Annotated in this window: 26 protein-coding genes and 1 pseudogene; 15 read left to right on the top strand and 12 right to left on the bottom strand. The window is 44.3% G+C overall.

The genetic code is table 11. The features are described 5' to 3' along the window. Positions 1 to 142 precede the first annotated feature (142 nt). The 4 genes from mrcB to purH all read left to right on the top strand — a co-directional run bounded on the left by mrcB (position 143) and on the right by purH (position 6131). Positions 143 to 2566 carry a penicillin-binding protein 1B gene (mrcB, locus tag LU297_RS07890; protein WP_263075983.1) on the top strand — a complete coding sequence of 808 codons (2424 nt, stop codon included), beginning with the start codon at positions 143 to 145 and terminating at the stop codon, positions 2564 to 2566. Positions 2567 to 2686: 120 nt separating this feature from the next. Then, complete coding sequence (gene prmA, locus LU297_RS07885; protein WP_263075982.1) at positions 2687 to 3610, top strand: 50S ribosomal protein L11 methyltransferase; 924 nt, start codon at positions 2687 to 2689, stop codon at positions 3608 to 3610. A gap of 256 nt (positions 3611 to 3866) precedes the next feature. Then, positions 3867 to 4127 (top strand): DNA-binding transcriptional regulator Fis, encoded by a 261-nt coding sequence (gene fis, locus LU297_RS07880; protein ID WP_263075981.1) that lies wholly within the window; start codon positions 3867 to 3869, stop codon positions 4125 to 4127. A 405-nt stretch (positions 4128 to 4532) separates the two neighbouring features. Then, on the top strand, positions 4533 to 6131 hold the full coding sequence (gene purH / locus LU297_RS07875; protein ID WP_263075980.1) for a bifunctional phosphoribosylaminoimidazolecarboxamide formyltransferase/IMP cyclohydrolase: 1599 nt from the start codon (positions 4533 to 4535) through the stop codon (positions 6129 to 6131). Between the two features lie 69 nt (positions 6132 to 6200). Here the strand turns inward: purH and LU297_RS07870 are convergent, their stop codons facing one another. Both LU297_RS07870 and LU297_RS07865 read right to left on the bottom strand, forming a co-directional pair. Next, positions 6201 to 8054 carry a SurA N-terminal domain-containing protein gene (locus LU297_RS07870; protein WP_263075979.1) on the bottom strand — a complete coding sequence of 618 codons (1854 nt, stop codon included), beginning with the start codon at positions 8052 to 8054 and terminating at the stop codon, positions 6201 to 6203. A gap of 235 nt (positions 8055 to 8289) precedes the next feature. After that, the gene (locus tag LU297_RS07865) at positions 8290 to 8562 is read right to left on the bottom strand and encodes an HU family DNA-binding protein (protein ID WP_263075978.1); all 273 of its coding nucleotides are present in this window, start codon (positions 8560 to 8562) and stop codon (positions 8290 to 8292) included. A 371-nt stretch (positions 8563 to 8933) separates the two neighbouring features. Between LU297_RS07865 and LU297_RS07860 the strand changes: the two genes are divergently transcribed. The 8 genes from LU297_RS07860 (at position 8934) to fdx (ending at position 15292) form a co-directional block, all read left to right on the top strand. Next, complete coding sequence (locus LU297_RS07860; RefSeq protein WP_263075977.1) at positions 8934 to 9611, top strand: hypothetical protein; 678 nt, start codon at positions 8934 to 8936, stop codon at positions 9609 to 9611. A 259-nt stretch (positions 9612 to 9870) separates the two neighbouring features. Beyond that, a complete protein-coding gene (locus LU297_RS07855; protein WP_263075976.1) occupies positions 9871 to 10377 on the top strand; it encodes an Rrf2 family transcriptional regulator in 507 nt (168 codons plus the stop codon). After that, complete coding sequence (locus LU297_RS07850; protein WP_263075975.1) at positions 10374 to 11597, top strand: IscS subfamily cysteine desulfurase; 1224 nt, start codon at positions 10374 to 10376, stop codon at positions 11595 to 11597. Before LU297_RS07855 ends, LU297_RS07850 begins: the two co-directional genes overlap by 4 nt. 78 nt (positions 11598 to 11675) lie before the next feature. After that, entirely contained in the window at positions 11676 to 12059 is a 384-nt protein-coding gene (gene iscU / locus LU297_RS07845) for a Fe-S cluster assembly scaffold IscU (RefSeq protein ID WP_263075974.1), read from the top strand. Between the two features lie 74 nt (positions 12060 to 12133). Then, positions 12134 to 12454, top strand: a complete 321-nt coding sequence (gene iscA / locus LU297_RS07840) for an iron-sulfur cluster assembly protein IscA (protein ID WP_263075973.1) — start codon at positions 12134 to 12136, stop codon at positions 12452 to 12454. Between the two features lie 10 nt (positions 12455 to 12464). Next, positions 12465 to 12989 (top strand): Fe-S protein assembly co-chaperone HscB, encoded by a 525-nt coding sequence (gene hscB / locus LU297_RS07835; RefSeq protein WP_263075972.1) that lies wholly within the window; start codon positions 12465 to 12467, stop codon positions 12987 to 12989. A 70-nt stretch (positions 12990 to 13059) separates the two neighbouring features. Next, positions 13060 to 14925 carry a Fe-S protein assembly chaperone HscA gene (hscA, locus tag LU297_RS07830; protein ID WP_263075971.1) on the top strand — a complete coding sequence of 622 codons (1866 nt, stop codon included), beginning with the start codon at positions 13060 to 13062 and terminating at the stop codon, positions 14923 to 14925. Positions 14926 to 14953: 28 nt separating this feature from the next. Beyond that, a complete protein-coding gene (fdx, locus tag LU297_RS07825) occupies positions 14954 to 15292 on the top strand; it encodes an ISC system 2Fe-2S type ferredoxin (RefSeq protein ID WP_263075970.1) in 339 nt (112 codons plus the stop codon). Positions 15293 to 15342: 50 nt separating this feature from the next. On the opposite strand, the gene purN is transcribed toward fdx, so the two are convergent. Continuing rightward, the gene (purN, locus tag LU297_RS07820) at positions 15343 to 15990 is read right to left on the bottom strand and encodes a phosphoribosylglycinamide formyltransferase (RefSeq protein ID WP_263075969.1); all 648 of its coding nucleotides are present in this window, start codon (positions 15988 to 15990) and stop codon (positions 15343 to 15345) included. Then, positions 15983 to 17026 carry a phosphoribosylformylglycinamidine cyclo-ligase gene (purM, locus tag LU297_RS07815; RefSeq protein WP_263075968.1) on the bottom strand — a complete coding sequence of 348 codons (1044 nt, stop codon included), beginning with the start codon at positions 17024 to 17026 and terminating at the stop codon, positions 15983 to 15985. Before purM ends, purN begins: the two co-directional genes overlap by 8 nt. Before the next feature lie 195 nt (positions 17027 to 17221). Between purM and LU297_RS07810 the strand changes: the two genes are divergently transcribed. From LU297_RS07810 to LU297_RS07800, 3 genes are all read left to right on the top strand, one after another. Next, the gene (locus tag LU297_RS07810; protein ID WP_263075967.1) at positions 17222 to 18310 is read left to right on the top strand and encodes an AI-2E family transporter; all 1089 of its coding nucleotides are present in this window, start codon (positions 17222 to 17224) and stop codon (positions 18308 to 18310) included. Between the two features lie 74 nt (positions 18311 to 18384). Beyond that, entirely contained in the window at positions 18385 to 19161 is a 777-nt protein-coding gene (locus LU297_RS07805; RefSeq protein ID WP_263075966.1) for a DnaA ATPase domain-containing protein, read from the top strand. A 345-nt stretch (positions 19162 to 19506) separates the two neighbouring features. Continuing rightward, positions 19507 to 20169, top strand: a complete 663-nt coding sequence (locus LU297_RS07800) for a DUF2057 domain-containing protein (RefSeq protein ID WP_263075965.1) — start codon at positions 19507 to 19509, stop codon at positions 20167 to 20169. A 68-nt stretch (positions 20170 to 20237) separates the two neighbouring features. Here the strand turns inward: LU297_RS07800 and LU297_RS07795 are convergent, their stop codons facing one another. From LU297_RS07795 to LU297_RS07760, 8 genes and pseudogenes are all read right to left on the bottom strand, one after another. Continuing rightward, positions 20238 to 20366, bottom strand: a complete 129-nt coding sequence (locus tag LU297_RS07795; RefSeq protein ID WP_263075964.1) for a hypothetical protein — start codon at positions 20364 to 20366, stop codon at positions 20238 to 20240. A 137-nt stretch (positions 20367 to 20503) separates the two neighbouring features. After that, a complete protein-coding gene (locus tag LU297_RS07790; RefSeq protein WP_263075962.1) occupies positions 20504 to 20953 on the bottom strand; it encodes a putative barnase/colicin E5 family endoribonuclease in 450 nt (149 codons plus the stop codon). A 174-nt stretch (positions 20954 to 21127) separates the two neighbouring features. Next, positions 21128 to 21896 (bottom strand): annotated as a pseudogene (gene zupT / locus LU297_RS07785) (zinc transporter ZupT). A 171-nt stretch (positions 21897 to 22067) separates the two neighbouring features. Then, positions 22068 to 22325: a 50S ribosomal protein L27 gene (gene rpmA / locus LU297_RS07780; RefSeq protein WP_003659274.1), complete on the bottom strand. Its 258-nt coding sequence runs from the start codon at positions 22323 to 22325 to the stop codon at positions 22068 to 22070. A gap of 62 nt (positions 22326 to 22387) precedes the next feature. Further along, positions 22388 to 22699 (bottom strand): 50S ribosomal protein L21, encoded by a 312-nt coding sequence (gene rplU / locus LU297_RS07775; protein WP_263075960.1) that lies wholly within the window; start codon positions 22697 to 22699, stop codon positions 22388 to 22390. 134 nt (positions 22700 to 22833) lie between these two features. Beyond that, positions 22834 to 23352, bottom strand: a complete 519-nt coding sequence (locus tag LU297_RS07770) for a TPM domain-containing protein (RefSeq protein ID WP_263075959.1) — start codon at positions 23350 to 23352, stop codon at positions 22834 to 22836. Then, entirely contained in the window at positions 23352 to 24425 is a 1074-nt protein-coding gene (locus LU297_RS07765; protein WP_263075958.1) for a TPM domain-containing protein, read from the bottom strand. Before LU297_RS07765 ends, LU297_RS07770 begins: the two co-directional genes overlap by 1 nt. A gap of 29 nt (positions 24426 to 24454) precedes the next feature. Further along, positions 24455 to 25090 (bottom strand): LemA family protein, encoded by a 636-nt coding sequence (locus LU297_RS07760; RefSeq protein WP_263077368.1) that lies wholly within the window; start codon positions 25088 to 25090, stop codon positions 24455 to 24457. Positions 25091 to 25151: the final 61 nt, after the last annotated feature.

Genomic DNA, 25151 nt, shown 5'->3' with positions numbered 1-25151 from the left:
CTACGATGATTTTTTTGGGAAAATTCAGTAAGCATTGCCCAATATTCATTCATCATCAAGCAAGGTTTTTTCACAATTTTACCCCTTGCAAAATGAGTGAATTTCATTCATAGTAATGAGGATTTTGTTTGTAGGTTTTTTTATGAATCAGCGTCCCAGTTCTCAGCAAGGTTTTATCATCAGTCTAATTTTGCTCATCGCATTCATCGTTGCCATGATTGCCTTAGCGATATATGCCATGACGCTCAATAGCATCATTGTCAATAAGTTTGAGAATCGCAAATGGGACATTCCAGCAACACTGTATTCTAAGCCTTTGACCATTACGCCAGACAGTCCACTCTCGCCTGCCCAACTTGATGAATGGTTACGCCTACTAGGCTATCAAAAAGGTAATCTTCATCAAACAGGCACTTACCAAAAAAACAATCAAAGTTACACCATTCATACTCGCGGCTTTGATTATGGCAATGGCGAAAAAGACGACAATCAAGTCATACAAATCAGCTTTGCCGATGGTAAAATCACAAGTCTTCGCACCACCAAACCCAATGGGCAAGGTATGCTACGCCTTGAACCCATCAATATTGGCGGTATCTACCCTGCCAATAACGAAGACCGCCAACTGATTGACAAGACGCAGATTCCCCAGCAGCTGACGGACGCACTCATCGCCACCGAAGACCGTGCCTTTTATGAGCATCATGGCGTTTCGTTGCGTGGCATCGGTCGTGCCTTGCTTGCCAATATCAGTGGCAAATCCATGCAGGGTGGCTCAACCATCACACAGCAGCTCATCAAAAATTTCTATCTAAATTCTGAACGCACATTTAGCCGTAAAGCCAATGAAGTCATGATGGCACTACTGCTAGAAATGCACTACACCAAAGAAGAGATTCTGCTGGCTTATCTGAACGAAATCAATCTGGGGCAAAATGGCAATCGCTCAGTTAATGGCTTTGGTATTGCTGCCCAATTTTATTTTAACAAACCCCTAAACGAACTAAGCCTAGAACAGCACGCTTTGCTGGTTGGTATCGCCAAAGGCCCAAGTTACTACAATCCTCGCAAGCACCCAGAGCGAGCATTACAAAGACGCAACACCGTTTTGCATAATATGCTCATCACAGGCAAGATTAGCCAAGCCGCCTATGATGCCGCCATCGCCAAACCGCTTTCGGTGGTCAAAGTGCCATCGATTGCCAAATTTCCTTTTCCTGATTTTTTGGACATGGTACAACGAGAGCTAAAACTGTATTACAAGGACGAAGATTTACAAACTCGTGGTCTGCGAATCATTTCAACGCTTGACCCTATCGCCCAGCGAGCCGCCGAACAATCCATCAAAAAGCAGCTGACCGCCCTGCGTCAGCAAAATGCCGCCACCAAGCCATTACAAGCCGCCTTGATTAGTGCCAATCCAAAAACAGGCGAACTGCTTGCCTTAATTGGCGGTGGAGATGACTTTACAGGTTTTAACCGAGCCATCGATGCCAAAAGACAAGTTGGTTCATTACTAAAACCTGCCATCTATCTGACCGCCCTACAATCAGGTCGCTATCAGCTGACCAGCACCGTCAGTGACGAATCCATCACTTATCAAATTGGGCAAAATACTTGGACACCTCAAAACTACGGTGGTCGTTCGCATGGCAATGTACCACTCATCGATGCGTTGGCAAATTCTTATAATCAAGCAGCGGTCAATGTTGGTCTTGAATTTGGCATGGAAGCATTCATCAATCAGCTTGGTACCTTAGGCATCACCAGCCAAATCCCCCAATATCCAGCCACCATGCTAGGAGCAGTCAATCTGTCGCCCTTACAAATGCTGGGTATGTATCAAATTTTTGCCAATGGTGGTGCATACGCCCCCATTCATAGCGTCACCCGAGTGATTGATGAACAAGGCAACATCGCTCAAAGAAACCAAAATCCACAAGGATTTCGTGCATCACCACAAGCGGTCTATCTACTCAATCGTGCCCTGCAAGAAGTAATGCTGTCAGGCACTGCCAAAGGTGCAGGATTTGACGGTACGCTTGGTCTGGCGGGCAAAACAGGCACAACCAATGATTATAAAGATGCTTGGTTTGCGGGGTATAGTGATAATTATGTCAGCATTGTTTGGATTGGACGAGATGATAACAAACCCATTGGTCTGACTGGCGGTACAGGTGCATTACCCATCTGGGCGGACTACATGAGACGACTTAGCCTAAGCCCTGTCAATCTACCCATACCACAAGGCATCACTTGGCAATGGGTCAATCGCTACTCTGGACAGCTTTCTCATCAAGACTGCCCTAATGCCAGCTGGCTACCCATCATGGGCGAAGCAGACCAATTAGGTATTGATGAATGTGCCAGTATGATTATCCAGCAAAACACTCTATATCTGCCAGCAGAACCAACAGATGAATGGGGCAATGATGACAGATGGCATGAGACACAATCTCTGGACGAGGAGCAATACCCAACCTTAGATGATGAGCCATCAATGCCCGATGTGCAAGCCGAACCACCAATCATTCAATGGCAAGAAGACACTCAAAGCACCTATTAGTCCAAATATTCATAGGCGATGAGTGGATAATTTGCTATAATGCACCGTGATGACGATGAATCAATGCCCATCTTAATGCAAAGATACTTCATCAACCAAATTAATTTTTAAGGAATGTTTATGTCTTGGCAACAGCTACACCTACAATGTCCACAATCTGCTGTCGAACTTGCCGAAGCCCTATTTTATGAAGTGGGTGCGGTATCAATTTTATTAGAAGATGCTGGCGATGAACCCTTGTTTGAGCCCATGCCAGGCGAAGAACCTTTGTGGTCAGAAGTGGTGATGACGGCGATTTTTGACACCAACAGCGATGATACTTTTGCTCACACCAATTTTGAAAATCTGATTAGCGACATCGCCAGCGAAGTTAATGCCAGTCGTTTTTGGCTAAGCAGTCTTGAAGACAAAGACTGGACTCGTGAATGGATGAGTCATTATAAACCCATCAAATGTGCTGGCAATCTATGGATTGTGCCAGAGTGGCTAGACGCACCAGAACCTGACGCCATCAATCTTATCCTAGACCCTGGTCTTGCCTTTGGTACAGGCTATCATGCCACCACACGCCTGTGCTTAGACTGGCTATCACAGCAGGATTTGACCGATAAGTTGGTGATTGACTACGGCTGCGGTTCTGGCATCTTGGCGGTTGCTGCCCTGCTATTGGGAGCAAAAGAAGTGCTGGCGGTGGACATCGACCCACAGGCAATCCTTGCCACCACCCAAAACGCCAAACTCAACCAAGTAAGCGACCGCCTCAAAGTCTTTTTGCCTGATGAATTCATCGCCCATCGCAAAGACAATCCACAACTTGCCGACACCATCACCGCCAATATTCTTGCCAAGCCTTTGATTGGTTTTGCTCCTTACTTTGCTGAGCTGCTCAAACCAAATGGCTCTATCGTACTGGCTGGATTGATTCGCTCTCAGACCGATGAAGTGGTTCAGGCTTATGAGCCACATTTTGAGTTAGACCCTGCTTTTGCCTATGACAATGCCGAAGATAGTCATTGGCATCGTCTCAGTGGACACAAAAAATAAACCCGCCAATCCACCATACCAAGCAATCATCCAACCAAGATGGTTGCTTTTTTTACAAACAAGCTACACACCATAACACAAACGCCATAGCAAGACTTGGTCATCTTTGATACCATTTGCACAATTTTTGGGAGCTGTCATTAGGTGGATTGGTATGGATTTTGAGATAAACCAAGAACAATCATCAGATTATTTCAAAATTGACAAACCATCACCCAAGCACAGCAAAATGTTGCCTTTGATAAGATAAAACCCGATGAATACTGTAAATCAAACAACGCTTAACGAACCTACTCCGCTACACACTCATGTTGAACATGCGGTTCATCGCTATTTTGAGGCCTTAGATGGCGAAGAAATCAACAATATGTACGACATCTTTTTGGCGGAGATGGAGCGACCTTTATTGATTGCAACACTCAAACACACTCGTGGCAATCAGTCCAAAACCGCCCAACTGCTTGGGCTAAATCGTGGCACACTGCGTACCAAGCTAAAAACCTATGGCTTACTATAATATCATCAAACCGCTTCATTTGATTGGGCGGTTTTTTTATTTCCCCATGATACTTTTTTGTTAAATACACCCGTCCACCTATATCGCCGCATTGATTTTCCCCAAGTCAGCACCAAGCCATCAATTATCTTTTATCTAATGATGAGCAAACCCAAACCTTTCATTCATCATCAAAAGTACCAATCCATTTAACATCATCTTCACCAACCATCAATCAAGCACCAACAAATCTCTTGATAAAAATTTGGAGAAAAAATCATCATTTTTACTTTATAAAATATCGAATAACTGGTATCATCTTTTGTGCAGTTGATTGACGGATTGCAATGCTTTTTATTAAAGCAAAACAGTCATCAATGAACTTGCAATCACTTTGTTTTTGAATTTTCATATTGGAATGATACCATGAGTTCACAAAATTTCGCCTTGCTTTCTGTGTCTGACAAGACAGGGATTGTTCAGTTTGCTCAGGGCTTAACGCAACAAGGATTTCGCATTTTGTCCACAGGCGGTACTTTTAAACTACTGACCGAAGCTGGGGTTGATGCCATTGAAGTATCGGCACATACTGGGTTTAGCGAGATGATGGACGGTCGTGTCAAGACCCTACACCCCAAAATTCACGGCGGTATCTTGGGTCGTCGTGGCATTGATGACGCCATCATGAATGAACACGGCATCGACCGCATTGATATTGTGGCGGTCAATCTATATCCATTCGCCCAAACCGTTGCCAATCCCAATGTCATCATGAGCGACGCCATCGAAAATATCGACATTGGCGGCCCTGCTATGGTGCGTTCTGCCGCCAAAAACCATGCCCATGTTGGTATCATCACCAATCCTAGCGACTACGAACGAGTGCTTCATGAATTGCAGCAACATGGCAAACTTACTGATGCTACTCGCTTTGACTTGGCGGTTAAAGCCTTTGAACATACCGCCGCCTATGATGGCATGATTGCCAATTTCTTGGGGGCAAGACTGCTGCAAACTGGCGAAAACATCAGCGATGACGCTACTGCTAAAACCGCTTTTGCACGCACCTTTAATGTGCAGTTTGACAAGGCACAAGAGCTTCGTTATGGCGAAAACCCTCATCAAACAGCCGCCTTTTATGTCGAAAAAAACGCCAAAGAAGCCTCAGTTGCAACCGCAACTCAGCTACAAGGCAAAGAACTGTCTTATAATAACATTGCTGACACTGATGCCGCTTTGGAATGCGTCAAATCCTTTGCCAAGCCTGCTTGCGTCATCGTCAAACACGCCAATCCTTGTGGTGTGGCGGTCTCGCTGGACGGTATTTTGGACGCTTATGAATTGGCTTATCAGACCGACCCAGAGTCTGCCTTTGGGGGTATCATCGCCTTTAACCGTGAGCTAGATTGTAAAACCGCCCAAACCATCATTGACCGTCAATTTGTGGAAGTCATCATCGCACCAAGCATCGCTGATGGCGTGCTAGACATCACTGCCGCCAAGAAAAATGTGCGAGTATTGGTCTGTGGCGAATTACCTGCAATCAATGAAAGAGCCACTCAATTTGACTACAAGCGAGTCAATGGCGGTCTTTTGGTACAAGACCAAGATTTGGGCATGATTGACAAATCCGACCTAAAAGTTGTGACCAAACTTGCACCAAGCGAGCAAGAGCTTGACGATTTGATTTTTGCTTGGAAAGTGGCAAAATATGTCAAATCCAACGCCATCGTCTATGCCAAAAATCGCCAAACCATCGGCATTGGTGCAGGTCAGATGAGTCGTGTTAATTCAGCCCGCATTGCCGCCATCAAGGCAGAGCATGCAGGACTGGTGGTTGAAGGTGCGGTCATGGCATCGGACGCTTTCTTTCCATTTCGTGATGGTATTGACAACGCTGCCGCTGCTGGCATTAAGTGCATTATTCAACCAGGTGGCTCAATGCGTGACGAAGAAGTCATCGCTGCTGCTGATGAACACGGCATCGCCATGGTATTTACTGGCATGCGTCATTTTAGACACTAAATACATTGATTTGTATCAATCATCAAAAAAACCGCCAATCAAGACTGGCGGTTTTTTGTTGGCGAATGCTTAGTGGGATTGTGCTTTTAGAGCATCTTCATTGGTGATGATTTCATTAGTATCACGCAGGTATTGTAGATAGTCTTCAAGCTGATCAGAACCCACATTTTCACGCAATACAGACGCCGCACGCAATCTGCTGGCAGCATCAAGCTGGCTTTCGGTGGCTTTATCCACTTTGCCACCCACCATCAAACTTGCACCTTCATCGCTTTGCACCGCCCAGACATCATACTCTTCGCCAGACTGAGTCAAGAACAAACTTGATGATTCTTGACTGCTTAATTTTGGATTAGCACGAGTACTCATGCCCATGTTGGTTGCTGGTGTCAATAGTTTGCTGACGCCTTGTGTTTTTGCCAACGCCACCGCCTCTTGGGCAGCTTTTAGGGCAAGTTTGACCGCCTCTTCTTTGGCAAGCGTCTGGCGAATCTGTTCTTTTGCCTCTTCAAAAGTTAAAGGACGAGCTGGTTGATGATTTTTTGGCTGAACCCAAACTGTCTTATCGCCCAAAGTCAAATTTGGGCTGACCGCTTGGTCTTGAATGGTAAATTCATCAAAGGCAGCAGCAATCACGGCTGGCTGTGCCAATGCGGTTTGGTTTTGGGTCTGTGGATAATCTTTGATTTCCATCACCTCAACCCCAATCTCTTTGGCAATATCCGCCACACCCATGCTGTCTGTCGCCATATCATTGACTTTGGCGGTCAATTCACTCAAAGCAGATAGGCGTTTGTGTGTTGCAGCACGATTGATTAGTTCATCTTTTAAATCATCAAAAGATGGTGCATTGGCATCGGTTTTGGTAACCTTAAAAATATGATAGCCAAAATTCGACTGTACAGGCTGGCTAATTTGCCCTGTTGTCAAACCAAGCAATGCCTTTTCAACATCGGCAGCCTTATCGCCATACACGGCTGGATTGAACGCCCCAATCACACCGCCAGACTCCTTGCTTGGGTCTTGGGAATACTCTTTGGCAAGCTGTTCAAATGACGCACCCAAATCCAGCTTTTTCTTAATATCAGCAGCTTTGGCAGCGGCATCATCGCCTGTCAGCAAAATGTGAGCCAACTCTCGCCCATCATTGAGACCTTTTTCTTTTAGATAAGAGGTGTATTGTGCTCGCACTTCTTCATCGGTTGGCAAGTCAGTTTTGATGGTAGCTTCACTTAGCTCAATATAGCTTAAATCAACCGTTGCAGGCTTGACCATCTTGTCCTTGTTTGCTTCAAAATAGGTCTTGATGGCATCATCAGAAATCTGCACCTGTGCCACATAATCCTGCCAACGATAACGATGTACCCACACCTCACGAGCTTCTAGCTGCAAATCAAGCAAATGAGACACTTGTGAATTTGGATAAATGGCTGTGCCCGCAATGCCATTGATAAGCTGTCTTAGGCTAAGACGCAGTCGCTCCATGGCAAACAAGGCATCTTTACCCATGCCATTTTGTTGTAGATAAGCGGCGAATTTATCATTAGAAAACTGACCGTCCTCTTGAAACACTTCATAACCTTGAAGCATCTGAGTAATCATCGCATCAGAGACCGTCATGCCCAAAACAGACGCTTGATTTTCAAGCAAGGCACGATCGGTCATGCGTTTTAGCACCGCATCAGACAATGCTTTTTCGTTAATCAAGCTGGCATCAACACCCTGTTCAAGCAAGGCGTTGCGTTCGGCATTGACCTCCGCCTGAAACGCATTTAGCTCCACCGTTCTATCGCCAATCTTAATCAGCTCATCAGGCTGGATTCTTGCTCCACCAAAGGTGCTTTGCACACCCAAAAAAGCCATCGGAATCAAAGTGCCGACCAGCAAGGCTTTACCAACCCAACTTTGCAAAAAATTACGCATCTTTTCCATAGAAAAAACTTCTTATCTATCTATTTGCTCAAATAAAACTCATCTTGCACAGCAAATGCAATCAATGATGATTAAAACCTTACTATGATACGCTAATTTTACCCAATACTCAAAACTCTTTTTATACTTATTGGTAATTTTTATACAAAAATCGCCCAATTTAGCAAAATTTACCCAAAAAAAATACCCAACCATAGGGTCGGGCATTCATTCATCAAAAGACAAATTAGTTCAATGCGTCTTTTAGAGCTTTACCAGCTTTAAAGCCTGCGGCACGGCTGGCAGGAATTTGAATCTCTTCAAGAGTTTTTGGGTTGCGACCTGTACGAGCAGCACGCTCTTTAACTGAGAAAGTACCAAAACCAACCAACACAACGCTGTCATTTCTTTGCAATGCTTCTTGTACGCTTTCAACGAAGCCGTTTAGTGCTTTGCCAGCTTGCTCTTTGGTTAGACCTGATTTTTGAGCAATGCTGTCAATCAATTCTGCCTTATTCATAAAAAATTCCTCACAATAATCGTTGCTAAAATGAAAACTTAGAGTTTGCAAACTCTGCTGAGTGCATTGTAAGATGATAAACAATCTTTTACAAGCAAAAAAATCAAATTTTCTGCATAAAAATGCAAAAAATTACGCTTTTTGATACAAATTTTGGTTTTTTACCACCAAAACTCCAAAAATAACCCAACAAACGCCCACTGATTGCTTTTTTGATGCTTGCGTGTCGGTCTTGCTGGCGACCTTGTCCAAGAATTTGTTTTTTTATGTAAAATTTTATCATTGCCCCTGTTTTTCTGTTGCTCTTTGCAGTATGATGGTGATTTTATCAATAAATCAATCAGATTTTGCTGTTTTAAGGAATGATGACCATGACACAAGACCGCCAAACAACCCCAACACCAGCCGATGAAGGCGGTGTCATTTCTCGTGGCGTGCTTAATGTCTTACTTGTATTTTTAGAATCTGCCATCACGCTGATGTTGCGATTTGACCCCAAATTGCGTCAGCTCGCCTATCCACTTGCCGAGACAGGCAAAGTGGTCTGCATTCGCACCTATCTGCCTCATACCAAAATTTATGCCACTTTTAGTTATCGTGGGATTTTATTGGACGATACCCTACCTGCCAACAAACAAAATCCTGATGTGATGATTAACGCATACAGCTTTCAACTCATCAATGCCTTGATAAATCACAGTGAGGCAACCATCAACGCCCTGCAAATTCGTGGTCAGCAAGACGATGTCGAGCAAGTCAAGGCATTTTTGGTGCGTGTGGGCATTGGTGGGGCTATCCAAAACATCATTCACAAGCTCAAAGGCAGTCCAAAACCTGCCCCCACACCCGAACAAAAAAGCGAAAAACTGTCTGAATACAAAGCCAAAATCAGCGAACAAACCAAAAAAATCGACCAATTAGTCGCTGATAATCGCCGTCTAAACACCCAGATGGCAGAACTACAAAGCAAGCAAAAGACTTTTTTGGGTGGTTTTATTGTCAGCACTTTGATTGCCATCATTTCGATTATTTGGCATTTTGTTGCCTAAATTTTCTTAATCTTCATTATCCACACTCCCTGATTTGTCTAGCCAATGCAGGGAGTTTTTTTCTTCTTATCGCCACCGAATGATTTGTTAAAAAATACAATCGCAAAGATTGATTTTATTGATGGTTTTATCAGGGATTTAATCTTGACTTATTTACTCGGATTTTATTATAATAATCGTCATCATAAGCCATCATGGTTTTTATTACATTACCCAAGTTTTGACAAAAAACTAGGCAATTTTTTTGGAAAATAATCGCATGCGTTTAACAACTCGTGGACGGTACGCCGTTACCGCACTGCTGGACTTGGCAGTTCAAGAAAATCGCCATCAAGGGGCTGTATCTTTATCTGATATTGCAAAACGCCAATCCATCTCCATTTCCTATTTAGAACAGCTATTCTCCAAACTTCGCAAAAAAGGCTTGGTCAATAGCACACGGGGGGCGTCTGGTGGTTATCATCTTGCCAAACCGCTCGATGAGATTGATATCATGAGCATTATTACAGCCGTTGATGAGAGCGTCAATGCCATGCAATGCGGAGGCAAAGGCGATTGCCAAGATGGTTCAATGTGTCTGACACACGACCTGTGGCACAATCTGTCTGTGCATATCGAAGCCTACTTGAAAAATGTGACGCTTGCCCAATTATTACAAACCAAGCACACTCAAACCATTGCCGACCAACAGGAACGCAAGGCTTTTGAACACAAAAAAGACAATTCACACATCACAACAATCAACCTAGTTGGAAATTTAGCATGAGCCAAACATCTTTAATCTATCTTGACTACGCTGCTACCACACCTGTCGCCAAAGAAGTGGCTGACAAAATGGTACAATATCTAACCTTTGATGGCACTTTTGGTAACCCAGCTTCTCGCTCGCACGGTTTTGGCTGGCAAGCAGAAGAAGCTGTCGAAACTGCTCGTATCCAAATCGCCGAAACTGTCGGTGCTGACCCACGAGAAATCGTCTTCACCAGTGGTGCAACCGAATCAGACAACCTAGCCCTAAAAGGCGTGGCACACTTCTACGAAGGTCGTGGCAAGCACATCATCACTTCTCAGATTGAGCATAAAGCGATTTTGGATACTTGTCGTCAGCTAGAACAAGAAGGCTTTGAAATCACTTATCTAGAACCAGAAGCTGGTACAGGTCTCATCACCCCAGCCCAAGTAGAAGCTGCATTGCGTGAAGACACCATCTTGGTCAGTCTAATGGCGGTAAACAACGAGCTTGGTACAATCACTGACATTAAAGCCATTGGCGAGATTACTCGTGCCAAAGGCGTGCTGTTCCATGTGGACGCTGCCCAAGCAGTTGGTAAAATCAAAATCAACCTAAGCGACCTAAAAGTAGATTTGATGAGTTTTTCTGCTCACAAAATCTATGGCCCAAAAGGCATCGGTGCCTTGTATGTCAGTCGCAAGCCTCGTGTCCGTCTAAAAGCAGAACAACACGGCGGTGGTCACGAGCGTGGCATGCGTTCTGGTACTTTGGCAACACACCAAATCGTTGGCATGGGCGAAGCATTCGCTCTATCGGCACAGCGTTTTGAGGAAGACCATGCTCATGTAAAAGCCCTGCGTGATAAGCTGTGGGCTGGTCTGCAAGACATTGAGGAAGTTTATCTAAACGGCAGCCTAGAACACGGCATTCCTAATGTGCTCAATGTCAGCTTTAACTTTGTAGAAGGCGAAAGCCTGATGATGAGCCTAAAAGACCTAGCGGTTTCCTCAGGTTCTGCATGCACCTCAGCAACCCTAGAACCATCGTATGTACTGCGTGCCATCGGTCGTCCTGATGAGCTGGCTCATTCATCGATTCGTTTTAGTATCGGTCGCTACACCACCGAAGCAGACATTGACCATGTATTGTCTCAAATTCATGATGCGGTCAATAAACTGCGTGAACTATCGCCACTATGGGACATGTTCAAAGAAGGTATTGACCTATCTACTGTTGAATGGCAAGAACACTAATTTTTATTAAATTTTTCCCAAACCACCAAATACCAGCCATCGCAAGTGTATTTGGTGCATTAAATAAGAGATATTATTATGGCATATTCAGATAAAGTTATTGACCATTATGAAAATCCACGCAATGTGGGCAACCTAGACAAAAACGCCAAAAATGTCGGTACAGGTATGGTGGGTGCACCTGCTTGTGGTGATGTAATGCGTTTGCAAATCCAAGTTAGCGATGATGGCATCATCGAAGATGCGAAGTTTAAAACCTATGGTTGTGGTTCTGCGATTGCATCAAGCTCGCTGGTGACCGAATGGCTAAAAGGCAAAACCCTAGACCAAGCCGCCGCCATCAAAAACAAAGACATCGCCGAAGAGCTTGCTCTACCACCTGTCAAAGTACACTGCTCTGTACTTGCTGAGGACGCCATCAAGGCTGCCATCGAAGATTATCAATCTAAGGCACAAGCCTAAGTCCAGCTCTGGTTAGTCAGGCAGTCTTAGCTTGACTAACCCACCATTATCACCATCAATCATCAGGAGTTTGTATGATTAGCCTTACCCCTCGTGCTGCCGAGCATGTAAAAGCCTTTTTAGAAAATCGTGGCAATGGCGAAGGAATCCGAGTGGGTGTACGAACGGCTGGCTGCTCTGGATTGGCTTATGTTCTTGAATTTGTTGATGAAATTAACGACATTGACGAAAAATTTGTCAGTCATGATGTGGCGGTCTTTGTGGACCCAAAAAGCCTTGTATATCTCAATGGTCTGCAAATGGACTATGTGACCGAAGGTCTAAACTCTGGATTTAAATTCACCAACCCAAACCAAACAGGCGAATGCGGTTGTGGCGAATCTTTTACAGTATGATGGTGGTATGATGGATAATCATTTTTTTGCCTTATTTGGTTTACCAGTTCAATTTGAAATTGATAAAAAAATTCTAAAAGACAGATTATTAGAATTACAAAAACAGCACCATCCAGATCGCCAAGATGATGTTAGTGCCCATGCCCAAAAGCAAGCAGAGCTGATTAACCACGCTTACGATACATTGTATCAAGATGATACTCGGGCGGCTTATTTGCTAGAATTATCAGGTCAGGCTTTGGACTTAAACCAATCCATCAGCGATTGGGACTTTTTGGACGAGATGATGGAATTGCGGATTTCGCTTGACGAACTGCAAGAATCATCAGCCCTAAATGCCTTAATCAATGATGTGCAACAACGAATCGATGAACAAGCTAAGATGTTTGCCAATCATTACGCTCAGCAACATTGGCAAGCTACCAAAGATGACGCCAAAAAACTGCAATTTTTGAGCAAATTACAGCAAGACATTCACGCCAAAAATAGCCAAAGTCTTGCCAGCAATGATGGCGATGACGATTTGTATGTCTAATTTTGGGCAATACCCAATCATTTTTGTGCTATAATTTTGATTTTTAATTGCCAATTTGGTCAGAAAAATTATGTCTTTATTACAAATCAGCGAACCCAATCAAAGTAAAAACCCCCACGAGCATCGCTACGCACTCGGTATCGACTTAGGAACGACACATTCCTTGGTTGGTGTGGTGCGTTCAGGTCGTGCTGATATTTTGCCATTTAAAGATGGTGCTTTATTACCATCGGTGGTTTATTACGGCAATCAAAGCGATACTGCCTTGGTTGGTTATGAGGCATTGGCATTTGCTGACGACAACAAGAACACCATCATTTCTGCCAAACGCTTCATGGGTCGTGCCAAATCAGACATCAAATTTTCACACCCTTATGACTTGGCTGGCGATGAACAAACCATGCCTGCATTCATCACCTCGCAAGGCGAAAAGTCCCCAGTAGAAACTTCTGCACACATCTTGGCACGCCTAAAACGCCATGCCGAAGCCGCTCTACCAGCAGACAGCATTCAAGGGGCGGTCATTACCGTGCCTGCCTATTTTGATGAGGCTCAACGCACTGCCACCAAAGACGCTGCTCGTGCCGCAGGTCTTCATGTACTTCGTCTGCTTAATGAGCCGACCGCCGCCGCCATTGCTTATGGCTTGGATAAAGCGACCACACATGGTACTTATTTGATTTATGATTTAGGCGGTGGTACTTTTGATGTATCACTACTGCGTCTGACCGATGGTGTGTTTGAGGTGCTTAGCACTGGCGGTAACAGTGCCCTAGGGGGTGATGATATTGACCGTTTGATTGCCAATTGGTTCATCAAATCCGCCAAGCTCAACCCTGCTGATATTGATAATACTCAAAAAGCCAAACTTGCCAAACTTGCCAAACAATATAAGCAGCAACTAAGCAAAGTAACATCCGTAGATGTTGAGCTAAGCATCGCTAATCAAACACTAAATATCACGCTTAATCATGATACTCTTGCCCAAATCATTGAGCCTGTCATTCGCAGAACCCTGCAAAGTTGTGAACAAGTGCTGCTTGATGCTAAGCTGGACAAATCCAATCTAAATGACATCATTTTGGTGGGTGGTTCAACTCGCATGCCTGTGATTCGTGAAGCGGTTGCCAAACATTTTGCCAAAGAACCGCTTTGCAATATCAATCCTGATGAAGTCGTTGCCTTAGGGGCAAGCATTGCTGCCGACCAACTGGTCAATAAAAAAGATGACGGCTTGCTTCTGCTTGATGTCACACCTTTATCTTTGGGTCTTGAAACCATGGGCGGCTTGGTTGAAGTCATCATACCTCGCAACACGCCCATTCCTGTGGCTCGTCGCCAAACTTTTACCACACACCAAGATGGTCAAACGGGCATGGTGGTGCATATCGTACAAGGCGAGCGAGACACGGTGGCAGATTGTCGCAGTCTTGGACGCTTTGAGCTGTATGGTATTCCCGCCATGAAAGCAGGTTTGGCACGCATTGAGGTAACATTTAGTATCGATGCCAACGGGCAACTGACCGTATCCGCCAAAGAAACCACCACAGGTGTCAGCAGTCAAATTGAAGTCAGTCCAAGCTATGGTCTTAGTCCTGAGCAGCAAGAACAACTGTTGATGGCAGGCTTTGCTCACGCCCAAGAAGACAAACTGGCTCGTATGCTGATTGAAACCAAGGTAGAAGCAGAGCGAGAACTTATCGCCTTAGAATCCGCCCTCAATGAGTTTGCTGCTTTACTTAGTGACGACCAAAAAAGCAACCTGATTGCCAAAATGGATGCTGTCAAGACAACCTTAACCCAAAACGATAAAGCCCACATTGATGCTGCTTTGGTGGAATTAAAGCCCGCCAGCGATGAGTTTGCCAGCATCATCATGGATAATAATGTCAAAAATGCCCTTGCTGGCACACGCACCAGCGATTGGCAAAACTAGCTAACAGCCAAAATAAAGAGAACACATTATGACAACCGTAACTGTATTACCCCATCACGAAATTTGCCCCGAAGGAGCAACCGTTGAGCTAAAAGAAGGCGATAACCTGCTAGAAGGTCTGCATCAGCATGGCATCAAAATTGAGCATGCCTGCGATATGTCAAAAGCCTGCACCACTTGCCATGTCATCATTCGTCAAGGCTTTGATAGCCTAGAAGAGATGGACGACATCGAAGGCGATTTGCTTGACCGTGCATGGGGCTTGGAGCCAGACTCTCGCCTATCATGTCAGTGCATCGTGGCTGGCGAAGATTTGGTTGTGGAAATTCCCAAATACACCCTAAACCACGCCAAAGAAAATCACTAATTTTCCAAAAAAATAAAAAAGCTGTCTTAATTTAGACAGCTTTTTTATTTTTAGTCAAACCACAGTCTTAATGGTAAATCAATCTGGCTATTTGATGTATTAGCCGCATCAATCAATCCTGATGCCATCATGGTCAGTGTCAATGGTACCAGCTGATGCTCCAATCTTTGCACTCGTTTGGCAAGCCGGTCAGCCGTCTCGCCTGCATGAGTGGCAAGATTGGCTTGGGTCAATACCTTGCCTGCGTCCAATTGGGCAGTAACCAAATGCACGCTACATCCATGATACCGCTCGCCAGATGCCAGTACTCGGGCGTGTGTGTTTAATCCTTTATAATGTGGCAGTAGTGATGGGTGCAGATTGATGATAGGACATGGTACAGATGCGATAAAATCAGCAGATAATACCCGCATAAAACCAGCCAACACCACCAAATCAGGCGACCAATCTTGAATCTGTGCCAAAGCGTGTTTTTCGAAAGTGGCAATGCTCATACGCTTGCCACTTTGGGTGTGCGACAATAACGCCAGCTCAATCCCAGCCTGCATTGTGCGAGTGTTGGCATAAGCATCAGCGTTATTACTAATCACACCTACAATCTGAATCGGTAATCGACCAGCTTGCATGCCATCAATCATCACTTGTAGATTTGAACCACTGCCTGAGACCAGAACAGCGATTTTTAGCGGATTAGACATACTCGACCGCACCCGCTGTACGCTGAACAATCCGCCCAATCTGCCAGACTGTCTCGCCATGAGCACTCAGCTCACTCATTGCTTGCTCTGCCTTATCTTGTGGCACAACCAGTACAAACCCTACGCCACAGTTAAAGGTGCGATACATTTCCATGGTTTGGATATTGCCGCCCTGTTGCAGCCATTGAAATAGCTCTGGCAACTGCCAGCTTTGTGTGTCAATCTGTGCTGCCAGCTGCTTAGGCAATACTCGTGGTAGATTTTCGGTCAGACCACCACCTGTGATGTGTGCCATTGCGTGAATATTGGCATTGCCAAGACTTTTTTGTAGTGCATTGACTGACTTAACATAGATGCGTGTCGGTGTCATCAAGGCATCAGCAAGGGACTGATTTGCCAGCATATGTGCATTCACATCAACACCCGTCACTTCAAGGACTTTTCTGACCAAAGAATAGCCGTTTGAATGCACGCCACTAGATGCCAAAGCAATCAACACATCGCCTTCTTGAACATTAGCCCCTGTGATGACCTCATCTTCTTCAACCACGCCCACACAAAAACCTGCCAAGTCGTAATCTTCGTCCTGATACATACCAGGCATCTCAGCAGTCTCGCCACCAATCAATGCACAATTAGCAAGCTGACAGCCCTCGCCAATCCCTGCAATCACTGTTGCTGCCGTATCGACATCAAGTTTGCCTGTGGCATAATAATCCAAGAAAAACAATGGCTCTGCACCACACACCAACAAGTCATTCACACACATCGCCACCAAATCCTGACCAATGGTCTCGTGACGATTTAGTTGTAGGGCAAGTTTTAGCTTTGTGCCAACACCATCTGTGCCTGAAACCAACAATGGCGATTTATAACCCTGTGGAATACGGCACAATGCACCAAATCCACCCAAACCGCCCAACACCTCTGGACGACTGGTTGCTTTTGCCACCGATTTAATACGAGACACCAACGCTTCGCCAGCATCAATATCTACGCCTGCATCTTTATAACTTAAAGAAATTTGACCGCTCATATAACACCCTTTTTGGTAACCAATCCTAGAAACAAATGACAAACCTAATTATAACAAATTTTTACCCAAAGTGTTTTTAAAAAATTAATCAATTTCATCATTTCTTGTAATAAAATTTCATCATTTTTCATTGAAAAAAGCACTCAAAATAATTAAAATAACTCTATTTATCTTATTTTTATTGAAATCAAGACAATGCCCAGAGTCACCATCGACCCATTTTTTCGCAGATTGTTGATATTAGTAGCACTCTGTTTATTTCTATACACATTATTTTTGATGAAATCAGTGATTGCACCGTTCGCTGCATCATTTATTTTGGCTTATTTTTTAAACCCCTTAGTCGTTCGTCTCAGCAAGCTGATGCCACGCATTGGAGCGATTTTGACTGTCTATATTAGTAGTCTATTATTCATCATTGCTTTATTTGTCTGGCTGGCACCAAAATTATGGGAGCAGATGTTGCTATTATGGCAATCATTACCTGCTGGGGTTGCTTGGTATAATAATGTTGCAAGCCCTTGGCTGTCCAAGTACACAGGCAGTGAGCTTTTTGCCCTAGACACAGACATCTTGTCTAACACCATCATCAACTATCTGCAAGAAAATTATCAATTTGCTGACGCACAAGGTTTTTTAAAAACTGCCCTAGCCTCTGGCATGAGCTTTGCCAACGGTTTTGGTTTGGTGGTGATGGTGCCGATTTTGATTTTTTATTTTTTGATTGGCTGGCAAGCACGCTTAGATACTTGGAAAAATGCCGTGCCACAAGCCTACACCCATACAGTCTGCCAAATCGCCAAAGATTGTGATGAGGCATTGATGAGTTTTGCCAAAGGTCAGCTATTGGTGATGTTGCTACTTGGAGCGATTTACGCCATTCAGCTTGAATTGATTGGATTAAAACTTGGGCTTATCATTGGCATCAGTGCAGGCATTGCCAGCTTTGTGCCATACTTGGGGTTTGGACTGGGCATCATCGCTGCTTTGCTGGCTGGCGTATTCCAATTTGGCTTAGATTGGGTGTATCTAGGGCTTATCTTTGGGGCGTTCATGGTTGGGCAAGTGATTGAATCTTATGTCTTACAACCATTTTTATTGGGCAATAAAATCGGTCTGTCGCCACTTTGGGTCATTTTCTCAGTGCTGGCAGGTGCGTCTTTGTTCGGCTTTGTTGGTATGCTCATTGCTTTACCCGTCTCGGCTGTGCTGAAAGTTTTGTTTGAGCATGCTTACCACGCCTACCAAAATAGCAGTTATTATCAAAACAAATGGCAACTTTGATGATTTTTGCTTGATGATAAACACAGACTATGATATATATAATCGATAGTTGATTAGATGAGAAAAACCATACAATGACTGCATATCAAGATTTGCTAGACATTCATATCCGCCACGAAATTAGCTTGGCTGATTTTCGTTTTGATGGTTTTTCTGCCATCAACGAAGCGGTTGCCAAACTGATGGCTGGCGAACTCAAAGAGTTGTTCATCGTGGGTGACTATGGTGCTGGCAAGACTCATCTGGCGACAGCCATTTATCACAGCTATACCCAGCAGACACGCCAAACCGCCATCAGTCTATCCCTAAAAGACCTCATTCATCAAGACCCCAATGCTGATGCTTTGGTTGGGCTGGATATGTTTGATTTGGTCATCATTGATGATTTGCAATACATACGCCATAGCTATGAATGGCAAACAGGACTGTTTGATTTAATCAATAAAGTGCGTGAACAACAAAAACAAATGCTATTCTTAGCAGACAATCCCGCCCAAGAACTGGCTATCGGACTGCCTGATTTGATAACCCGTCTGTCACTAAGTCCACTGCTAGAAATCCCTGTGTTTGACCATGAGCAAGACAGAGACAAACTGCTTAGCACCATCTTAAAGCACAAAAATCTACGCCTGCCAGATGAGATTTATCAACATCTATTACTCAAAGGTCCACGCAATGCAGGCGACATCATCGCCGTCATCACAGCCATCGTACCAAAATTAACCTTGCTCAAAAAACAAATTCCCAAAAAAACCATCAACGAAACCAAAGAGCTGATTGATAAGCAGACCTTTTTATTAGAATTGACCAATCACGGTCAAACAGATGGTATGCACAGCCCATCATTTTAAGTGATGTAAGTGATTGACAAAATTGACAAAGTTGCAACCAGACCAAAACTAACTGGCAATGCTTGAAAAAGTATGCCAAGTCAAGTTATTCGCTTACCCCAAGTTTTTGTCGCAAGCAAGTTATCTTTATGGCATACTTTTTTCAATCATCGCCAAAATTTACTCTGCTTAGTTGTTTGATTTTTAGTATGGCTTTGTGATACACCAACAATCCAACATCACAACAAAACCCCAATGAAATAAAAATCCCTGATAAAATCTTGATGGCATCATCAAAAAATTCTTGCCAAGCCTGCCAAAAAGTGCTATTTTGCTAGGCAATCTCCACCGATTTTAAGGATTATCATGAAAAAAATCATCGCCATCGCAGCAGCAGCCCTGCTGAGCCATCACGCCTTTGCTCAGGTGCAACTTGATGTGGATAATCACATCAAAGTCATCGCCATCAATGGCAAAGAAATCAAACAAGGCTTACTGCAACCGCTACAAAAACAGTTTACTCTTGATGCTGGTCGCCATGTCATCACGGCACGCTATGACCGCTTGTTTGACTTGCGAAACCAAGAACACGACTACCTAAAATCAGACAGTATTACCCTGACCGTTGATTTGGCGGATAATCAAACCTATCAGCTTGTGATGCCAAATCAACCAAATAACTATGTAGCCGCTCAGGAATACATCAAATCGCCAAGCCTTGCTGTCGTACAAAACGGCAAAATCATCGCTCAGGAAAACAGCACCGAAAACAGAGCAGGATTATTGGCAGGTCTTGGTCAGACTTTGGGCGGTATTTTTGGTCGAAATAACAAAGCAGTCATCGCCAATCAGCAAGCCCTTGCTGGTATCAGCCAAACCTCTACCACAATTCCAGCGGCAATTCCTGCTCAAACCTCTGCCAGCGTGCCAGCTCAGGTCAAATCAAATAGCCTTGATGGATTTATGCAACTTTGGCTCAATGCCTCAGAAGAAGAACGAGAAAAAATTCGTCAATGGGTGCAAAAATAACCCAAATAAAAACCCTGTCGCTTGGCAGGGTTTTTATTTGGCGTAAGCCTCATCAATACGCTCATCAATCAAAGAATCAAACACTTCGTTAGTGGTCTATCCAGCTCCTGTTCTACCGTATGCCGTACAGAGTAGCGTATTTTTTGGTTGTCCTGAGTGTCGGCAGATGGTACACTGGTTTCGTCAGATGCTCCCATATCATCACGAGTAATTGTAGGGTTGGTATGCGTAGGGGTAGATGTATATCCACCTACACTACTGCCATCATCTGACCCTTGATACGGCTCATACGCTGTAATGACCCAGCTATTATTTCCCTGACGCTTGATTAAGTTTACTTCATGCTCCTTGTGGCGTATTTTTGGTTGCTGTTAGTGTCAGTAGATGGTACACTAGATTTGTTTGGAGCTCCTGCATCAGCACGAGAGGAATAGGACTGATGTTCAGTAGGCGTGGTTTTGCCATCTACCTTACCACGACCACCTTCAAACAAATCATACGCTGTGATAATCCAAGCATTACTACCTTTGGCTTTTCTTAATACTACAAAATGACCATCATAAGTCAGCTTGCTGGTTTCATTACCATTATGTGATACCTGTATATCAAAAACACGTCCCTGTGCAATCGCAGGCACAATCTTATCTGTCAGCATAGACACCACCCCATCATAGCTCATACCATCTTTACGCATTCTGGCTTCAATGATATGACTGATGCCCATTACCCCTTTGGTTTTACCATTGGCTTTTAGTGTGCCTGTATCGCCCCAATTTAAAACCAATGCAAAATATCATTCATCAAAATACCCATACCCTCACTCCCAAAGATAGTAGTTGGTTTTTAACTGATGAACATAGGGTGGATAACTATGCCGTTACTGGCAGTTTTTGTAAGGTTTGCAAGGACTGGCTACGGCTGATGGTTAATGTACGAATACAGCAAATCTATGCAGTAACTAACACCAAACTGATGCCATCACCGCCATACCACCTACCAAACCATAAACCGTCTCATGCCCATCAGCATAGCGTTTGGCTGCTGGTAATAATTCGTCCAACGCCAAAACACCATGATGCCTGCGATAATACCAAACACCCAGCCAAAAGTTTCAGGTGATAACAATGATTTAAGCAAAAAATAGCCAATCAATGCCCTCAACGGTTCTGCCAATCCTGAAATCAAACAAGCAAATACCGTCAATTTCTTATTTTGGGTGGCAAAATAAATCGGTGCTGCAATCAAGATACCCTCTGGAATATTATATACAGCGATTGCCAATACCAATGGCAATCCAATGGTTGGGTTTTCGACTGTCGCAAAAAAGGTCGCCAAACCCTTAGGAAAATTATGTGCCGTAATTGCAAAAACTGACATTAGCCTAATGCGTTTTAGGTAACTTTGCTTTTGGTCGTGAAATCTTGGGTCTTGAACATCTAAGGTTTCGTACGGATTGGGAATCAATCAATCCAACACAACCACCCACCAATCCCACCAAAAAAGCAATCACTACCCACGCCAAGCCAAATGAACTGACTTTGCCAAAAATTTTCAATCGATTTATTGAAAATCTTTGTCAAAGACACAAAAACCATCACCCCACCACAAATGCCAAACCGAACGACAAAGTGCGTAGGGGCGTTTTTTGAAAAAACCAATGCACTACCCAAAACGGTTGCAAGCCCTGTCGCCAAAGTGATTGCAAACGCAATAGAAACATTATCCAATGTCTTGGCCTAATTTTATGGTTTATCCGTAGATGAATGCCATGCCAAACAAATAAACCTGCAATCTGCCATCAAAAAATATTACAAACCGCACATCACGCTTAAAAATAAAAAAGACCCATCATGGATATTCCATAATAGGTCTAAGACTGTATCAATCAGTCAGCGAGATTATTTCGCCAAAACTGATACATAGCGACGGTTAAATTGACCTTTGGTCTCAAATTTAACCACGCCTTCGGTCAAGGCAAATAGCGTGTGGTCGCGACCCATGCCTACGCCTTCACCAGCGTGAAACTCTGTGCCACGCTGACGAACGATGATGTTACCAGCAACAACATCTTGACCGCCAAATACTTTTACGCCAAGCATTTTTGGGTTTGAATCACGACCGTTACGAGTAGAACCTGCGGCTTTTTTGTGTGCCATGAGAATATCTCCTGTGAATGCTCTGGGCTATTGCCATCGCATTAAAAATAAATGTAGAAAAATTAAGCGTTGATGGCTTTGATTTTAAGCTCGGTGTACCATTGACGATGACCTTGCTCTTTGTGGTAGTGCTTACGGCGACGATGCTTAACGATACGCACCTTTTTGCCACGACCATGCTCAACAACTTCGGCTTCTACACTTGCACCAGCAACCAGCGGCTCACCGATTTTAATGTCAGAACCATTGACAACCATCAATACTTCTTCGATTTTTAGGGTTTCACCTTTTTCAGCTTTTAGTAGCTCAACTTTCAAAGTTTCGCCAACGCTAACACGGTGTTGTTTGCCACCACTTTTAATAACTGCGTACATTGTTCAGTTCTCCAATAGACCTGTGTGTCGTGGCTATCCCTTGATAGCACTTGATAACGAACACGACAAGGATACAAAATAGGTCGATATTCTACCAAAATATCTATATACTTGCAAGAATTTATTTGCCAAAATCATCGCAAATGCACCAATGAATCAGGCAGTTCATTACCATGCAAGTCATCATCAGGATAATGTTCTCGCAACAAATGACCAATCTCATCAATCAAGTATTCAATGGCTTGTTGCGGTCTTTTTGCCTGAATCTGAGCAATGGCATGATGGCACAATGCCTGCCAATGTTCTGGTTGAATTTTTTGGTTGATGCCACGATCGGCGATGATTTGCAAATCATGTTCGCATAAATTCATATAAATCAGCACGCCTGTGTTGTCAGCAGTGTCCCACACCCGCTGACTGGCGAACAATGCCAACGCCCGTTCTCGGCAGTCTTGGCGATAGGCGGTTGTCATGGGCAAATGATTTTCGATGATGACACAAATCTCGCCACGATGCCCCTGTTCAGCTTGGCTGACTTTTTGGGTCAGATGAGCTTTGACGGCTTTGGTTAGCCAGCGATGATGTAATATTGGTACAAAACACCATTGGCGAAACCATCTTGCCACACTTGGTTGTGATACGATTGTTTGCATTACCAAGAACCTCCTGCACCACCACCGCCAAAACTACCGCCACCGCCGCCAAAACCGCCAGAACCAAATCCGCCTCCTGAGCGACCACCGCCAAACCCACCACCGCCAGTGCTAAACCCGCCACCGCTTGGCATCATGCCAATCATGCTACCAGCAGCGATTAGGAAAAACAAAATAACAGCAACAGGTATGATGACAAACAAGCCAAGACCTAGAGATAAGGCATTACCCACAAAGACCAAAACACCCGCCCCAGAACCAATCAAGCGACCAAAAAACACTCGCAACAAACCGCCAACAACCAATGAAATGATGAATAATTCCACCACGCCCATCTCATCTTGATTGGTGTCTTGGGCATCATTCATCTGAGCGGCGTCAGCTTGCTGTAAAATGACAGGGTCGGCTCTGAGGCGTTCGTCCACACTGGCAATCGCTGCTGACAGACCCTGAGCGTAATCGCCCTGACGAAATGATGGCGTGATTTGTTCACGAATAATTCGCTTGACAATCGCATCAGGCAAGACACCTTCCAAGCCATAGCCAGTCAAGATATGCACCTTGCGGTCATTGACTGCCACCACAATCAATAGTCCATTGTCGGTGTCGGCATTACCCAACTGCCAGCGATTGGCAATTTGCATGGCATAATCAAAAATTGGCATGCCATTCGTGCTGGGTATGATGACCAATGCTGCCTGTGCCAATTTATCATCATAAATTGTGCGTAGCTGACTGGCAAGATATTGCTTTTGAGGAGTGGTCAGAATCCTAGCGGCATCAACCACAGGCTCATTTAAAATCAGCTTATCATGACTGACAGCTGGTGCTTGTGATGCGGGTGGAGCTGTGGACTGTTTTTGTTGATTGCCTCTTTCATCATCGTGCATTTCACTCATCATTTGTGATAGTGGCACAACTTGTCCATCTGACACGCTTTGCTGAGCAATGGCAACAGCCTTATTGTCGGTAGTCGCCACACCGCTCGCCTGTGCATTCATCACAAGCGATAGGGCGACCGACCCTAGCATCACTTTGGCGTATCTGGCAAATCGAGTAAATGCTTGTCTCATTTTGACAGCCTTAATCTACAATCCGTCAATCATTGACCAGATTGAGTGGTAGGCTTGCTATCTGGCGAGGCTTGATTGCCAAAATTAACCGCTGGTGCTGTTGAGATTGCCTTTTCGTTCTCAACACTAAAATTTGGCTTAGTGCTTAGCCCAAACACCATCGCTGTTAGGTTGGTAGGGAACTGACGCACAGTCACATTATAAGTTTTGACATCTTCGATGTAGCGATTGCGAGCAACAGTAATACGGTTTTCAGTGCCTTCAAGCTGAGCTTGCAACTCTTGGAACATGCCATCTGCTTTTAGCTCTGGATAGCGTTCTGACACCATCATCAAACGAGATAACGCTGAGGTCATCTGGCTTTGAGCGGCTTGATACTGAGCCATGGCATTTGGGTCGTTGAGTGTCTCAGGTGTGATTTGCACACTGCCCACTTTGGAGCGAGCGTCTGCCACTTCGGTAAATACCGCCTGCTCATGCTTGGCATATCGCTCAACCGTCGCCACAAGGTTTGGTACAAGGTCAGCACGGCGTTGGTATTGGTTTACCACCTCCGACCATGCAGCGTTGGTTTGTTCGTCTTGGGCTTGCAAGGTATTATAGCCACAACCAGACAAGGTCAAGCTACCCACCAACAATGTCAAAAATAATGCTGATTTTTTCATCTTAATTCCCACATTCTTCACTTTATCATGACGCACAATCACTAGGATTGTCCATCGCTTA

It is taken from the genome of Moraxella nasicaprae (assembly GCF_025643275.1).
GTDB lineage: Bacteria > Pseudomonadota > Gammaproteobacteria > Pseudomonadales > Moraxellaceae > Moraxella > Moraxella nasicaprae.
This window is presented reverse-complemented; position numbering and strand designations above follow the sequence as displayed.